This is a genomic window from Streptomyces sp. NBC_01092 (genome assembly GCF_045039535.1).
In the GTDB taxonomy this organism is placed as follows: Bacteria; Actinomycetota; Actinomycetes; order Streptomycetales; family Streptomycetaceae; genus Streptomyces.
In genome coordinates, this window is sequence record NZ_CP108659.1 from 3,177,504 (window position 1) to 3,192,263 (window position 14,760).

Below are 14,760 nucleotides of genomic sequence, written 5' to 3' on the forward strand. Positions count from 1 at the left end.
AGAGTTGAAAGTCATAGCAAGTACTTTCATCCGCAACCTTGACGCGCCCTCCTCAACTCCCTCACTCTCGCCAGTAGTTGACACCTGGAAGTACGAGCAGGGCCCGCTGCCTCAGAAGGCAGCGGGCCCCGGCCCTGTTGTTTGACGGTCTGTCAGGCAGTCGTCCACCACACCGTGGTGTCGCCCGGCACCTTCGCCTCGCCGTCCGCCTCGCTGATCTCACCGCTGGCGAGGAGAAGACGGCCGTACGACGTCGTCGTCACCGACTCACCGCCGGTGTTCGCGACGCACACGAACTCACCGCGCCGGAAGGCGACGACACCCTCGGGCGCCTTCAGCCACTCCACCGCGTCGCCGGCGCCCAGGTCGGGCTGCGTGCGGCGCAGGGCGAGCGCGGAGCGGTACAGCTCCAGGGTGGAGTCGGCGTCGCCGGTCTGCGCCTCGACGCTCAGCTCGCCCCAGCCCTCCGGCTGCGGCAGCCAGCTGCCGCCGGCGCCGAAGCCGTACGACGATCCCGAGCGCGTCCACGGGATCGGCACCCGGCAGCCGTCGCGGAAGCCGTCCTGCCCGGCGCCGCGGAAGTACGCCGGGTCCTGGCGGACCTCGTCCGGCAGGTCGACGACGTCCGGGAGGCCCAGCTCCTCGCCCTGGTAGATGTACGCCGAGCCGGGCAGCGCCAGCATCAGCAGGGTGGCCGCACGGGCGCGGCGCAGGCCCAGTTCCCGGTCCCCGGCGGTGCGGATCTGGGTGCCGAGGCCGGGCGGGTTGGCGAACCGGGTGGCGTGGCGGGTGACGTCGTGGTTGGAGAGGACCCAGGTGGCGGGGGCGCCGACCGGGCGCATGGCCTCCAGGGTGCGGTCGACGACCTTGCGCAGCTCCTCCGCCTCCCAGTCCGTCGACAGGTACTGGAAGTTGAAGGCCTGGTGCAGCTCGTCCGGGCGGACGTAGTTCGCGGTGCGCTCGACGGTCGGCGTCCACGCCTCGGCCACGAAGATTCGCTCGCCCGAGTACTCGTCGAGGATCGTGCGCCACTGCCGGTAGATCTCGTGCACACCGTCCTGGTCGAAGAACGGCATGACATCGTTGCCCAGCAGCTTGAGCTGTTCGTGGGATCCGAGGTCGGGCAGCCCCTCCGCCTTCACCAGGCCGTGGGCGACGTCGATACGGAAGCCGTCGACGCCCATGTCGAGCCAGAAGCGGAGAATCGAGCGGAACTCGTCGCCCACCGCCGGGTGGTCCCAGTTGAAGTCGGGCTGCTCGGGCGCGAAGAGGTGCAGATACCACTCCCCGTCCGCGACTCGCGTCCAGGCGGGTCCGCCGAAGATGGACTCCCAGTCGTTGGGCGGCAGTTCGCCGTTCTCGCCCTTGCCGGGACGGAAGTGGTAGCGGTCGCGCAGCGGGGAACCCGGCCCCTCGGCGATGGCCCGCTTGAACCACTCGTGGTGGTCGGAGGAGTGGTTGGGGACCAGGTCGACGATGATCCTGAGGCCCAGCTCGCGGGCGTCGCGGATCAGCGCGTCCGCGTCGAGCAGGTTGCCGAACATCGGGTCGACGGCCCGGTAGTCGGCGACGTCGTAGCCGGCGTCGGCCTGCGGCGAGGCATAGAAGGGGCTGAGCCACACGGCGTCGACGCCGAGGTCGCGCAGATACGGGAGACGGGAGCGTACGCCTTCCAGGTCGCCCATGCCGTCGCCGTTGCTGTCGGCGAAGCTGCGCGGATAGACCTGGTAGATCACCGCGTCCCTCCACCAGTCACGGCGCTTGGCGACGGTGGCGACGGCGGAGTTGGAGGCCGGTGCGGTGGGGTGCTGGCTCATGGCGTCCTTGATGCGTAACGGAGTCATCGGTGGGGTTCGTAGAGGGTCATCGAGGCGGCCGCGGGGTCAGCGGGGTCGGATGGACACCGCGGCCGCCTCGGGTCTGGGGCGTCAGCCCTTGGTTCCGCCCGCGGTGAGGCCGGTCACCAGGTTCTTCTGGACGAGGTAGAAGAAGGCGGAGACGGGTATCGCGATCAGCACCGCGGTGGCGGCCATGAGCTGGCGCTGGGCGTCGTGCTCACTGACGAAGGTCTGCAGGGCGACGGCGAAGGTGTACTTCGTGTCGGACAGCATGAACGTCGACGCGAAGGCGACCTCGCCGAAGGCCGTGATGAAGCTGTAGAAGCCGGCGACCGCGAGACCGGGCTTCGCGAGCGGCAGGATCAGCCGTACGAACGTGCCGAAGGGGCTCAGTCCGTCGACGCGTCCGGCCTCGTCGATCTCGAACGGGATGGTGTCGAAGTAGCCCTTGAGCAGCCAGGCGCAATACGGCACCGCGGTCGAGCAGTAGACCAGGATCAGACCGAGGTAGCTGTCGACCAGCTGGAGTTCGGAGAGGATCTGGTACATCGGCACGATGAGGACGGCGATCGGGAACATCTGGGTCACCAGAAGCACCCACATGAACTTCTTGTAGCCCGGGAAGCGCATGCGCGAGACGGCGTAGCCGGTCGTGGCGGCGATCATGACGCCGATGACCGTGGTGCCGAGCGAGACGATCAGGGTGCTCGTCAGCCAGTCGAAGAAGTTGGTGTCCTGCAGGACGAACGAGTAGTTGTCCAGCGTCATCTTCCCCCAGATGCCGCCGGGGTGCAGATAGTCGTCCTTGTCCGGGCCGAGGGACAGGAAGACCAGCCAGAGGATCGGGAAGAGCGCGATCAGGCTCGCGACGATCAGGATGCCGTGGGAGACGAGCGAGCCCGCGAGGCCGCGTCCGCCTCGGCGCGCCTTGCCCGGGGTGGGGGCCACGCTGTTCTCCTTCTTCGCCTCGGCGGAGGTCAGGGCGGTAGTGGTGCTCATGGGAACTCCTGCCTCAGATCGCGAGCTGCTGGTCATTGCGGTTCAGCCAGCGGCGGTAGAAGGAGGTGAAGACGATCAGGATGGCCAGCAGCAGCATGCCGTAGGCGGCCGACTGCGCGAAGTCACGCGGCTGCTGTCCGAAGCCGAGGTAGTAGGCCCAGGTGACAAGGATCTGGGCGTCCGGGGCGGTGTCGCCGAACAGCAGGAAGATGATGGCGAACTGGTTGAAGGTCCAGATGATGCCGAGGAGTACGACGGTGGAGCTGACGGAGCGCAGGCCGGGCAGGGTGACGTAGCGGAACTGCTGCCACTTGCTCGCTCCGTCCATCTCGGCGGCCTCGTAGAGGGTGGTGTCGATGGACTGCAGTCCGCCGAGCAGCGAGAGCATCATGAACGGCACACCGCACCAGGTGTTGACCATGATCGCGGCGAACCGCTGCCAGAAGGTGTCCTCCAGCCACAGCGGCGTCGGCAGGTGGAGCGTCTCCAGGAAGGAGTTGATGACGCCGCCGTCGGCGAGCATGAAGCGCCAGCCGAACACCGTGACGAAGGTCGGTACGGCCCACGGCAGGATCAGGATCAGCCGGTACAGGGTGCGGCCGCGCAGCTTCTGGTTCAGCAGCAGGGCGAGGCCGAGGCCGATCGTGTAGTGGAGGGTGACGCAGGCGCCCGTCCACACGATGGTCCAGATGAAGTGGGACCAGAAGCGGTCGTAGGCGGTCTCGCCCCACAGGATGTCGGCGTAGTTGTCGAGGCCGATGAACTTGTAGGTGGCCTCGATCTCGTTGACGCCGATGGTGCGGCCCGTGTTGAGGCTGTTGGCGTCGGTGAGCGTCAGATAGAAGCCGTAGGCCAACGGGTAGAGCACGAGAACGCCGAGGACGACGATCACCGGCGTGATCATCGCGTAGGCGTACCAGTGCTTCTGGTACGAGTGCTTCAGGCGCTGGCCCAGCCCGGGCCGCGGCGCGCGGTCACCGTGGCGCTTGCCGGTGGCGCGGTCGATGGCGACTGTCATGGTTCTCTCGACACCTTCTGGAAGATCAGGGGGCGGGCCTTACGCACAGGCCGGTGGCCGCCGGGTCCCGTCCCCCTGTCGGGCAGGACCCGGCGGCCACTGGCGATCACTTGCTGAAGTCCGGCACCAGCTTGGCGATGGCGACCTCGGTGCTGCTCAGACCCTTGTCCAGGGACTCCTTGCCACCGGCGATCTTCAGCAGCTCGGTGTCCAGCGGGCCCCACAGGGAGCTGTACTCGGGCAGCGCCGGGCGCGGCTGGGCGGAGGCGAGGACGCCCTGGTAGCCGGCGATGCCCGGGTCGGCCTTCACCTCGTCGGTGTAGGCGTCGTCACGGGTGGGCAGCGTGTTGTTCTTCAGGGCGATGGTCTCCTGGGACTTCGCCGAGGTCATGAAGTTCACGAACTTCAGCGCGGCCTTCTGGTGCGCCTCGTCGGAGCCGGCGTACACGGAGAGGTTGTGGCCGCCGGTCGGGGCGCCCGCCTTGCCGGAGGAGCCGGCCGGGACGGTGGCGATACCGAGGTTGGCCTTGTCCTTGAACGCGGAGCCCTTGTAGAAGTTGGTGATCTCCCACGGGCCCTGCATGATCGCGGCGACCTTGCCGCTGACGAACGCCTCCTGGATGTGGGCGTAGGCGTCGGCGGTGGTGTCGGCCTTGTGCAGGCCCTTGCCGTCGAAGAGGCTCAGCCAGGTGCCGTAGCCCTTCTTGGCCTCGGCCGAGTTGACGGTGATCTTCTTGGCGTCGGCGTCGACGGTGTCGGTGCCCTCGCCGTAGAGGAACGTCTGGGCGTAGTAGGCCTGGGTGGAGCCCCAGTAGCCGTCGACGCCGGTCTTGTCCTTGATCGTGGCGGCGGCCTTCTTCAGATCGTCCCAGGTCTTGGGAGCCTCGACGCCGGCCTTCTTGAACAGGTCCTTGTTGTACACAAAGGCAAGGGTGTCCGTGGTGAACGGAGCGCCGTAGGTCTTGCCCTCGTACTTGGCCTGCTCGATCAGGCTGGGCTGGAACTTGGCCTGGTCGGCGAGGGCCTCGGTGCCGTCCAGCGGCAGGAAGAAGCCCTTCTTCGCGAAGGCGGGGGTCCAGCCGACCTCGGAGCGCAGGATGTCCGGGGCGCCCTTGGAACCGGCGGCGGTGTCGAACTTGTTCTGCGCCTGGTCGAAGGGGACGTTGACGTACTTGACCTTGATGTCCTTGTTGGCGGCCTCGAACTCCTTGACCAAGGCCTGGTACGTCGGCGCCTCATTGGTGGCGTTGGAGGTGTCCCACCACGTGAGGGTCACCGGCCCGCTCGAGTCGCTGCCACTGTCGTCCCCGCCGCACGCCGTCGCCGCAAGAGCGAGGGACGCCACCAGCGCGGTGGCCGCTATGCCACGCCGCATGAGTTCTCCTTGAGGGTGAAAGCCCGTGTGATGCAGGGGCGGCCCCGTCTGCCTGCCCCTGCTGTCTTGCCGACTGCGCCGTTGCGGCCGCCGGGCGACGTGAACGTAACAGCGCTGAAAGACTTGCGAAAGACCTTGCAGAAAAAAAGTGCAAGAGAACACGGAAGTTACCGGGGTGTGACCGCTCGGCGACCACCATGAGACGCTTCTTTACAGGGGTGGAGCGGCCCGTAGGCCACTTGTGCAAGACTCTGCAAGCTCTTGCCATCATGTTCACGAGGGAGTGCGATGACGCAGCAGCCCGGGCGCGGCCGGTCAACAGGTCGCCCACGGCGTCCGATTGGTGTGCAAGGCGACATACGGCCGGTACAGTCCAGTGCCGTGACCACACGGCTTGCGGACATCGCTGCGCAGGCGGGGGTGAGCGAAGCGACCGTCAGCCGGGTCCTCAACGGCAAGCCGGGCGTCGCCTCCACCACCCGCCAGTCCGTGCTGGCCGCACTCGACGTGCTCGGCTACGAACGCCCCGTACGTCTGCGCCAGCGCAGCGAGGGCCTGGTGGGCCTGATCACGCCGGAGCTGGAGAACCCGATATTCCCGGCCCTCGCCCAGGTCATCGGCCAGGCGCTGACCAGGCAGGGCTACACGCCGGTGCTGGCCACCCAGACCCCGGGCGGCTCGACGGAGGACGAGCTCACGGAGATGCTCGTCGACCGCGGAGTGGCCGGCATCATCTACGTCTCCGGCCTCCACGCCGACACCACGGCCGACATGCAGCGCTACGAGCGACTGCGCGCCCAGGGTGTCCCCTACGTCCTGGTGGACGGCTTCTCCCCCAAGGTCCAGGCACCGTTCATCTCCCCCGACGACCGCGCGGCGATGACCCTGGCCGTGACCCATCTCGTCTCCCTGGGCCACACCCGCATCGGCCTGGCCCTGGGCCCCAAGCGCTTCGTCCCGGTCCAGCGCAAGATCGAGGGCTTCGTCCGCACCGTGCAGGACCAGCTGAACCTGCCGACGGACGTCATCGAGAACGAACTGATCCAGCACTCCCTGTACACGCTGGAGGGCGGCCAGGCAGCCGCGACGGCCCTGATCGGCCGTGACTGCACCGCGATCGTCTGCGCCAGCGACATGATGGCACTGGGTGCGATACGGGCGGCCCGGCAACTCAGCCTTGACGTCCCCAAGGACATCTCGGTCGTGGGCTTCGACGACTCCCCGCTGATCGCCTTCACCGACCCGCCCCTGACCACGGTCCGCAAGCCGGTTCCGGCGATGGGCCAGGCCGCGGTACGCACGCTGCTCGAAGAGATCGGCGGGACTCCCGCTCCGCACAGCGAGTTCGTGTTCATGCCGGAGCTGGTGGTGCGGGGTTCGACGGCTTCGGCACCCGGTGACAGGAATCGTCCCTAAGTCGTCCGCGAGGCGGAGAATAGACCCATCCCTCCCCTGCGTTGGTAGGAGTATGGAGCTGTACGCCGGCCGTAGAACGTGCGTCCCGAACCCAACCGGGGGATGATCGGTCGGGGAAGTCTTTTCTGGCAGACTCTGTGCCTATGGGTGACACGACCGTGACGACATTGGAAGGCCGCGAAGCGGCCGTCCCGCACCCTGTCGCCAACGAGACGGGGCGGGGGCCCCTGCGCCGACTGCGCACCCCTCGCCGACCCCGTCTCTGGTTCGAGATCCTGCTGATCGCGGTGAGTTACTGGACGTACTCACTGATCCGCAACGCGGTCCCGGAGCAGAAGTCCGAGGCGCTGCGCAACGCCGACTGGCTCTGGAAGCTGGAGCACAGCCTCGGCATGGCCTTCGAGGAGTCGGTCAACCACGCTGTGAACTCGGTGACTTGGCTCATCGTCGGTATGAACTACTACTACGCGACGCTGCACTTCATCGTCACCCTGGGCGTCCTGGTCTGGCTCTACCGCAGCCACCCCGGCCGCTACGCGGCGACCCGCCTGGTCCTCTTCGCGACCACAGGTGTGGCTCTGGTCGGTTACTACCTGTATCCACTGGCGCCGCCACGGCTGATGACGAACACCGGCTTCATCGACACGGTGCTGGTCCATGACACCTGGGGCTCCATGGCCTCCGGCGACCTGAAGAACATGTCGAACCAGTACGCCGCGATGCCGTCGATGCACATCGGCTGGTCGGTCTGGTCAGGCCTGACGATCTTCGCCTTGGCGCGCGTCCCGTGGGTACGCGTACTGGGTCTGCTCTACCCGACGGCCACCCTCCTGGTGATCGTCGCGACGGCCAACCACTTCTGGCTGGACGCGGCGGGCGGCCTGGTGTGCCTGGCCTTCGGCTACACGGTGGCACGCGTCTGGTACGGAGCGCTCCCCTACGCGCTGCCGCGGCAGGTACCGAACAGGGCGACCAGGCGCCGTGCCGGGGGACGTCCGCCCGCGGCGGCGGGCGTCGAGGAACCCGCGACGAAGCAGTAGGCGCGGGCTTCACGCCCCGTAGAACAGCTCCTCCACAACCCCCCGAGCCCGCCGCGCGGTACGCCGATACGCATCGAGCATGTCCCCTACGTGACCGGGCTCGTACCCCAAGTAACGCCCCACGGCCGCCAGCTCACGAGCATCCGAGGGAAATGTGTCCCCGGCCCGCCCCCGCACCAGCATCACCGCGTTGCGCACCCGCGTCGCCAGCACCCACGCCTCGTCCAGGATCGCCGCCTCCTCGCCCGGGATGAGCCCGGCCGCACAAGCGGCGGCAAGGGCCTCGCGCGTCCGAGTCGTACGCAGCCCCGGCTCGGCCCACCCGTGCCGCAGCTGCAGCAGCTGGACCGTCCACTCCACGTCGGACAGCCCGCCCGGCCCGAGCTTGGTGTGCAGCTTGGGATCGGAGCCGCGAGGCAGCCGCTCGGACTCCATCCGGGCCTTCAGCCGCCGGATCTCCCGTACGGCATCCTCGCCGAGCCCCTCGGCGGGATAGCGCAGCGGAGCGATCAGCTCGACGAACCGCCCCGCGAGCTCCTCGTCCCCCGCGACCGGCTCGGCGCGCAGCAGCGCCTGCGACTCCCACACCAGCGACCACCGCCGGTAGTACGCCTCGTACGAGTTCAGCGTGCGAACCAGCGGCCCCGTCTTGCCCTCCGGGCGCAGATCGGCGTCGATCAACAGCGGCGGATCCGCACTGGGAATCTGCAGCAGCCGCCGCATCTCCGAGACGACCCGATTCGCGGCGTCGGCGGCCTCGCGCTCCTCCACCCCGTCTCGCGGCTCGTGCACGAACAGGACGTCGGCGTCGCTGCCGTATCCCAGCTCATGTCCCCCGAACCGCCCCATGCCGATGATCGCGAACCGGGTCGGCAGGGTGTCCCCCCACCCTTCGCGCACCACCGCCCGCAAGGTCCCCGCCAGCGTCGCCGCCGTCAGATCGGACACCGCCGCCCCGACCCGGTCCACCAGCGCACCCTGATCGGCCTCGGTGGGCTTCGTCTCGGTGCCGTAGGAGTCGACGATGTCGGCGGCCGCCGTACGGAACAGCTCCCGGCGCCGCACGCCACGCGCCGCCGTGACCCCCTGCACGGCCCCGTCCGCACGGCCGACCGCGGCGAGGATCTCCTGCTCCAGGTGCCCGCGCGAGCGGGGCTCAAGACCGCTCCCCCCGTCCCCGTCACCGAGCAGCGCCACCGCCTCCGGCGCCCGCATCAGCAGATCGGGGGCGAGCCGGCCGGCCGACAGCACACGGGCGAGGTTCTCGGCGGCGGCGCCCTCGTCCCTCAACAGCCGCAGATACCAAGGGGTCTTGCCGAGCGCGTCCGACACCTTGCGGAAGTTCAGCAGCCCCGCGTCGGGGTCGGCCGAGTCAGCGAACCAGCCCAACAGGACGGGCAGCAGCGTGCGTTGGATCGCCGCCTTCCGTGTGACTCCGGAGGCCAGCGCCTCCAGATGCCTGAGCGCGGCGGCCGGATCGCCGTACCCGAGCGCGACCAGCCGCTCCCGCGCCGCCCCGGCACTCAACCGGGCCTCGCCGTTGGCGAGTTGGGCGACGGCGTCGAGCAACGGCCGGTAGAAGAGCTTCTCGTGCAGCCGCCGTACGACACTCGCGTGCCGTTTCCACTCGCGGTTCAGCTCGGCCACCGGATCGACGCGCAGTCCGAGCGAGCGGCCGATGCGCCGCAGGTCGGCCTCGTCCTCGGGCACCAGGTGGGTGCGGCGCAGCCGGTAGAGCTGGATGCGGTGTTCCATGGAGCGCAGGAAGCGATAGGCGGTGTCGAGCTGCGCGGCGTCGGCCCGCCCGACGTAGCCGCCCGCCGCGAGCGCCCGCAAGGCGTCCAGGGTCGTGCCGCTGCGCAGCGAGGCGTCGTCCCGGCCGTGTACCAACTGGAGCAGCTGTACGGCGAATTCGACGTCCCGCAGCCCACCCGGCCCGAGCTTCAGCTGGCGGTCCAGCTCCGTCACCGGGATGGTCTCGACGACCCGCCGCCGCATCTTCTGCACGTCGGCGACGAAGTTCTCGCGCTCGGCGGCCTTCCAGACCATCGGCTCCAGCGCGGCGACGTACTCCTCGCCCAGCTCGATGTCGCCCGCCACCGGGCGGGCCTTGAGCAGCGCCTGGAACTCCCAGGTCTTGGCCCAGCGCCGGTAGTAGGCGAGGTGGCTGCTGAGCGTGCGCACCAGGGGGCCGTTCCTGCCCTCGGGGCGCAGGTTGGCGTCCACGGGCCAGATGGAGCCCTCGACGGTGGTCTCGGAGCAGATCCGCATCATGTGCGAGGCGAGCTTGGTGGCCGACCGCAGCGCCTTGCCCTCGTCGGCGCCGCCCGCGGTCTCACCGACGAAGATGACGTCGACGTCGGAGACGTAGTTGAGCTCATGGCCCCCGCACTTGCCCATCGCGATCACCGCGAGCCGGCACTGTGCGGCGTCCTCGGGCGCGGCGGCGCGGGCGATGGCGAGGGCGGCGCGCAGGGTCGCGGTGGCGAGGTCGGCGAGCTCGGCGGCGGTCTGGGCGAGGTCGGTGGTGCCGCACACGTCGCGCGCGGCGATGGACAGCAGGCAGCGCCGGTAGGCGACGCGCAGGGACACCGGGTCGGTGGCGTCGACGAGGCCCTGCTCGAACTCCTCGACCCCGGGGTGCAGGTCGCGGGGCTCGTACATGACCAGCGCCTGCCAGTCGCCGGGGTGCCGGGCGAGGTGGTCGGCGAGCGCGGCGGACGCGCCGAGCACGCCGAGCAGCCGGTCGCGCAGGGGCTTGGCCGCTATCACCGTGTCGAGCAGCTCCTGCTGGGCTGCGGGCTCGGCCTGGGCCTCGACGAGCCGGACGAGGCCGTGCAGGGTGAGGTCGGGGTCGGCGGTGGCGCCGAGGGCCTCCAGCAGCACCGGATCGTCACGGATCGGCGCGAGCTCGGGGCTCTCCAGGAGTCGCTCGGCGGCCGACGGGTCGGTGAATCCGTGCCGCAGCAGCCGCGTGAAGGTACTGCTCCTGCGCCCCGGCGCCGTCATGCTCGCCCTCCCGTCCGATCGGGTTCGTACGCACCCGATCAAGGTCGTACGCGGTCGAGCCTAGCCGCAGAGCCTGGAAGTGGCGCCGATGAGTTCCGGCGCTCCGAGCGGTCTGTCTTGTCGAGGGAGAGGCCCGGCGACACATCTGGAGGGCGGCCGATGACCGACAAGCAACCACAGACCCGACTGGACGCGCGCTACAGCGACGAGACGGCCACGGCGAAGCCCTGGTCGGAGGCGGAGAAGCTGCTGTCCGAGGCCGAGCTGTTCTGGATCTCGACGGTACGGCCGGACGGGCGTCCCCATGTGACCCCGCTGCCGGCGGTGTGGTCGCGGGGCGCGCTGCACTTCTGCACGGGCCCGGAGGAACGCAAGGCGAGGAACCTCGCGGCGAACCCGCATCTCGTCCTGACGACCGGCACGAACCTCTGGGACGAGGGCTACGACCTGGTGGTCGAGGGCGAGGCGGAACGGATCACCGACGAGGCGCGGCTGCGCGAGCTGGCCGACGCGTGGGAGACGAAGTACGGCCCCTTCTGGCACTTCGACGTGGCGGACGGTGCTTTCCAGCACGGAGCGGGACATGCCTACGTCTTTTCGGTGGCGCCGCGAACGGTTTTCGGCTTCGGTAAGGGTGAGCCGTTCAGCCAGACCCGTTGGCGATTCACCATGGAGGACTAGCGATGGACTTCACCCTGGAAGTGATCCCGTTGCCCGTCAGCGACATCGACCGGGCCCGCGACTTCTACCGGGACAAGGTCGGCTTCCACGTCGATATCGACCAGGAGGTGATGCCGGGCATGCGCATCGTCCAGCTGACCCCTCCGGGTTCCGGCTGTTCGATCGCCCTCGGCGACAGCATCTGGGACATGACCAAGGGCGAAACCGTGCCCGAGCCCGGCTCCTACCAGGGCCTGCAGCTCTGCGTGGCCGACATCAAGGCGGCCCACGCGGAACTGGTCGAACGCGGCCTGGACATCTCCGAGCCGGTCCAGTACACCCCCGACGACGGCGCCACGTTCATGTACTTCAAGGACCCCGACGGCAACGGCTGGTCGATCCAGGAGTACCGACGCCGGGCGACGGAGCCCTTGCACCAACTCCTCACGGAACTGTCGAACAAGGGCGGGCAGTAACGCCGTAGGGGACGCGGGGAGCTGCACGCCCCCGCGTCCCCACGGCGACCGAGCACTACAGCACCGGCAAGCTCTTCCGCAGCTCGAACGCGGTGACCTCGCTGCGGTACTCCTCCCACTCCTGGCGCTTGTTGCGCAGGAAGAAGTCGAAGACGTGCTCGCCCAGCGTCTCGGCGACCAGGTCGCTGTTCTCCATGAGGGTCAGGGACTCGCCGAGGTTCTGCGGGAGGGGCTCGATGCCCATGGCGCGGCGCTCGGCGTTGGACAGGGCCCAGACGTCGTCCTCGGCGCCCGGCGGCAGTTCGTAGCCCTCCTCGATGCCCTTGAGGCCGGCGGCCAGCAGGACGGCGTAGGCCAGGTACGGGTTGGCGCCGGAGTCGAGGGAGCGGACCTCGACCCGCGCCGAGCCGGTCTTGCCGGGCTTGTACATCGGCACGCGGACCAGGGCCGAGCGGTTGTTGTGGCCCCAGCAGATGTACGAGGGGGCCTCGCCGCCGGCGCCCGCGGTGCGCTCGGAGCCGCCCCAGATGCGCTTGTAGGAGTTCACCCACTGGTTGGTGACGGCCGAGATCTCCGCCGCGTGCTTCAGCAGGCCGGCGATGAAGGAGCGGCCGACCTTGGAGAGCTGGTACTCCGAGCCGGACTCGTAGAAGGCGTTCCGGTCGCCCTCGAAGAGGGAGAGGTGCGTGTGCATGCCGGAGCCGGGGTGCTCGGAGAACGGCTTCGGCATGAACGTCGCGTGGACGCCCTGCTCCAGCGCCACCTGCTTCATGACCAGGCGGAACGTCATGATGTTGTCGGCCGTGGACAGTGCGTCGGCGTAGCGCAGGTCGATCTCCTGCTGGCCCGGCGCGCCCTCGTGGTGGGAGAACTCGACCGAGATGCCCATGGACTCCAGCATGGTGATCGCCTGGCGGCGGAAGTCCATGCCGATGTTCTGCGGGGTGTGGTCGAAGTAGCCGGAGTTGTCGGCCGGGGTCGGGCGGGTGCCGTCGAGCGGGCGGTCCTTGAGCAGGAAGAACTCGATCTCCGGGTGGGTGTAGAAGGTGAAGCCCAGGTCGGAGGTGCGCGCGAGGGCGCGCTTGAGCACGTAGCGCGGGTCGGCGAAGGACGGGGAGCCGTCCGGCATGAGGATGTCGCAGAACATGCGGGCGGTGCCGGGGGCCTCGGCGCGCCAGGGCAGGATCTGGAAGGTCGACGGGTCCGGCTTGGCGATCATGTCGGACTCGTATACGCGGGCGAAGCCCTCGATCGCCGAGCCGTCGAAGCCGATGCCCTCGTCGAAGGCCTGCTCCAGCTCGGCAGGTGCCACGGCCACGGATTTGAGGAAGCCCAGCACGTCGGTGAACCACAGGCGTACGAACCGGATGTCGCGCTCCTCCAACGTACGGAGCACGAACTCCTGCTGCTTGTCCATCTTCCGCTTCCCATCCTTGCTGGTCAGGCCGCCTGTCTCCGTGTCCCGCAGGAGGCGGTCGGGCACCTGAGCATCACACCACAACACCGTTTCAGGCGCGTTGCGGACCTTGATCGCCGTGGCGACCTCGGGTCGAACACCCGGCCTACGGCAGGTGTCCTGTCGCGGCCATGGTGTCCGGTGGACTGCTCTGCCGCCCATCTTGCCTGCTCGGGCCCACATCTGTAATGCCCGGCCCCGGTGGACCCACCCCGCTTTAATTTGCATCTCAGATACAAGTTTTAATGGAGGCACCTCGACCGAACCAGAGGAGATCCGATGCTGTCCGAGCAGTCCGCCGCCACCGTGCGCGCCACCCTCCCCGTCGTCGGCGGGGCGATCGGTGAGATCACCGAGCGCTTCTACGCCGCGATGTTCGCCGCCCGCCCCGAGCTGCTGCGTGACCTGTTCAACCGCGGCAACCAGGCGGCCGGCACCCAGCGGCAGGCGCTCGCGGGGTCGATCGCCGCGTTCGCGACGCACCTCGTGGACCGCCCCGGCCAGCGGCCCGACGCGATGCTGAGCCGCATCGCCCACAAGCACGCCTCCCTGGGCGTCACGGCGGAGCAGTACGCGCTCGTCCACGAGCACCTCTTCGCCGCGATCGCCGAGGTGCTCGGCGAGGCCGTCACGCCCGAGGTCGCCGCCGCCTGGGACGAGGTCTACTGGCTGATGGCGAACGCGCTGACCGCGATCGAGCAGCGGCTGTACGAGGAGCGCGGCGGGAACCAGTGGCGGGAGTGGGAGGTCGTCGGGCGCGTCGAGGAGACCGCCGACGTCGCCATGTTCCGGCTGCGCCCGGCCGACGGCCGCCCGGCGCCTGACTTCCGGGCCGGCCAGTACGTCTCGGTCCAGGTCGAGCTCGCTGACGGCGCCCGGCAGATACGCCAGTACAGCCTCTGCGCCGCACCCGGCTCACCGATCCGGCAGTTCAGCGTGAAGCGGGTGCACGGCGGGGCCGCGCCCGACGGCGAGGTCTCGAACCACCTCCACGCGCGTGTGTGCGTCGGCGACCGGCTGCGCATGTCGGCGCCGTACGGCGATCTGGTACTCACCGACGTCCGCGCCGACGCGCCGCTGCTCCTCGCCTCGGCCGGCATCGGCGTGACCCCGATGGTCGCCATGCTGGGTCAGCTCGCGGACCACGGGCACGAGGGCCCGGTGCTGGTCGTGCACGGCGACCGCTCCCCCGCCGAGCACGCGCTGCGCGCGGACCACGAGGCGTACGCCGGGAAGCTCGCCGACGCGTCGGTCCACTTCTGGTACGAGACCGGCGCCGGGGCGGCCCACCGCACCGGCCTGGTCGACCTCACCGGCGTCGCCGTACCGCGGGGCACGCGCGCGTACCTGTGCGGTCCGCTGCCCTTCATGCGGGCGGTGCGGGCACAGCTGATCGGCAAGGGTGTGGCACCGGCCGACATCCACTACGAGGTGTTCGGGCCGGACCTCTGGCTGGCGCAGGAGGGCTGAGGC

The 14,760-nt window shown here is 69.2% G+C and carries 11 protein-coding genes; 5 read left to right on the top strand and 6 right to left on the bottom strand.

What is annotated here, in order from left to right; genetic code table 11:
• Positions 1-152: 152 nt before the first annotated feature.
• From OG254_RS14215 to OG254_RS14230, 4 genes are all read right to left on the bottom strand, one after another.
• The gene (locus OG254_RS14215; RefSeq protein ID WP_405594986.1) at positions 153-1,817 is read right to left on the bottom strand and encodes a glycoside hydrolase family 13 protein; all 1,665 of its coding nucleotides are present in this window, start codon (positions 1,815-1,817) and stop codon (positions 153-155) included.
• Positions 1,818-1,928: 111 nt separating this feature from the next.
• Positions 1,929-2,837: a sugar ABC transporter permease gene (locus OG254_RS14220; protein WP_405581401.1), complete on the bottom strand. Its 909-nt coding sequence runs from the start codon at positions 2,835-2,837 to the stop codon at positions 1,929-1,931.
• Between the two features lie 13 nt (positions 2,838-2,850).
• Positions 2,851-3,855: a sugar ABC transporter permease gene (locus OG254_RS14225; RefSeq protein ID WP_351198752.1), complete on the bottom strand. Its 1,005-nt coding sequence runs from the start codon at positions 3,853-3,855 to the stop codon at positions 2,851-2,853.
• 106 nt (positions 3,856-3,961) lie between these two features.
• A complete protein-coding gene (locus OG254_RS14230) occupies positions 3,962-5,230 on the bottom strand; it encodes an extracellular solute-binding protein (protein WP_405581404.1) in 1,269 nt (422 codons plus the stop codon).
• A 381-nt stretch (positions 5,231-5,611) separates the two neighbouring features.
• Between OG254_RS14230 and OG254_RS14235 the strand changes: the two genes are divergently transcribed.
• Together OG254_RS14235 and OG254_RS14240 are read left to right on the top strand one after the other, a co-directional pair.
• Positions 5,612-6,646: a LacI family DNA-binding transcriptional regulator gene (locus tag OG254_RS14235; RefSeq protein WP_405581407.1), complete on the top strand. Its 1,035-nt coding sequence runs from the start codon at positions 5,612-5,614 to the stop codon at positions 6,644-6,646.
• 143 nt (positions 6,647-6,789) lie between these two features.
• Positions 6,790-7,686 (top strand): phosphatase PAP2 family protein, encoded by an 897-nt coding sequence (locus OG254_RS14240; protein ID WP_405581410.1) that lies wholly within the window; start codon positions 6,790-6,792, stop codon positions 7,684-7,686.
• Between the two features lie 9 nt (positions 7,687-7,695).
• On the opposite strand, the gene OG254_RS14245 is transcribed toward OG254_RS14240, so the two are convergent.
• On the bottom strand, positions 7,696-10,695 hold the full coding sequence (locus tag OG254_RS14245; RefSeq protein ID WP_405581413.1) for a bifunctional [glutamine synthetase] adenylyltransferase/[glutamine synthetase]-adenylyl-L-tyrosine phosphorylase: 3,000 nt from the start codon (positions 10,693-10,695) through the stop codon (positions 7,696-7,698).
• 159 nt (positions 10,696-10,854) lie between these two features.
• On the opposite strand from OG254_RS14245, the gene OG254_RS14250 reads away from it, so the two are divergent.
• Positions 10,855-11,376 carry a pyridoxamine 5'-phosphate oxidase family protein gene (locus OG254_RS14250; protein ID WP_405581415.1) on the top strand — a complete coding sequence of 174 codons (522 nt, stop codon included), beginning with the start codon at positions 10,855-10,857 and terminating at the stop codon, positions 11,374-11,376.
• A gap of 2 nt (positions 11,377-11,378) precedes the next feature.
• Positions 11,379-11,831 carry a VOC family protein gene (locus OG254_RS14255; protein ID WP_405581418.1) on the top strand — a complete coding sequence of 151 codons (453 nt, stop codon included), beginning with the start codon at positions 11,379-11,381 and terminating at the stop codon, positions 11,829-11,831.
• 55 nt (positions 11,832-11,886) lie between these two features.
• Here OG254_RS14255 and OG254_RS14260 read toward each other — a convergent pair whose 3' ends face one another.
• A complete protein-coding gene (locus OG254_RS14260) occupies positions 11,887-13,248 on the bottom strand; it encodes a glutamine synthetase family protein (protein ID WP_147997972.1) in 1,362 nt (453 codons plus the stop codon).
• Between the two features lie 318 nt (positions 13,249-13,566).
• On the opposite strand from OG254_RS14260, the gene OG254_RS14265 reads away from it, so the two are divergent.
• On the top strand, positions 13,567-14,757 hold the full coding sequence (locus OG254_RS14265) for a globin domain-containing protein (RefSeq protein ID WP_405581421.1): 1,191 nt from the start codon (positions 13,567-13,569) through the stop codon (positions 14,755-14,757).
• Positions 14,758-14,760: the final 3 nt, after the last annotated feature.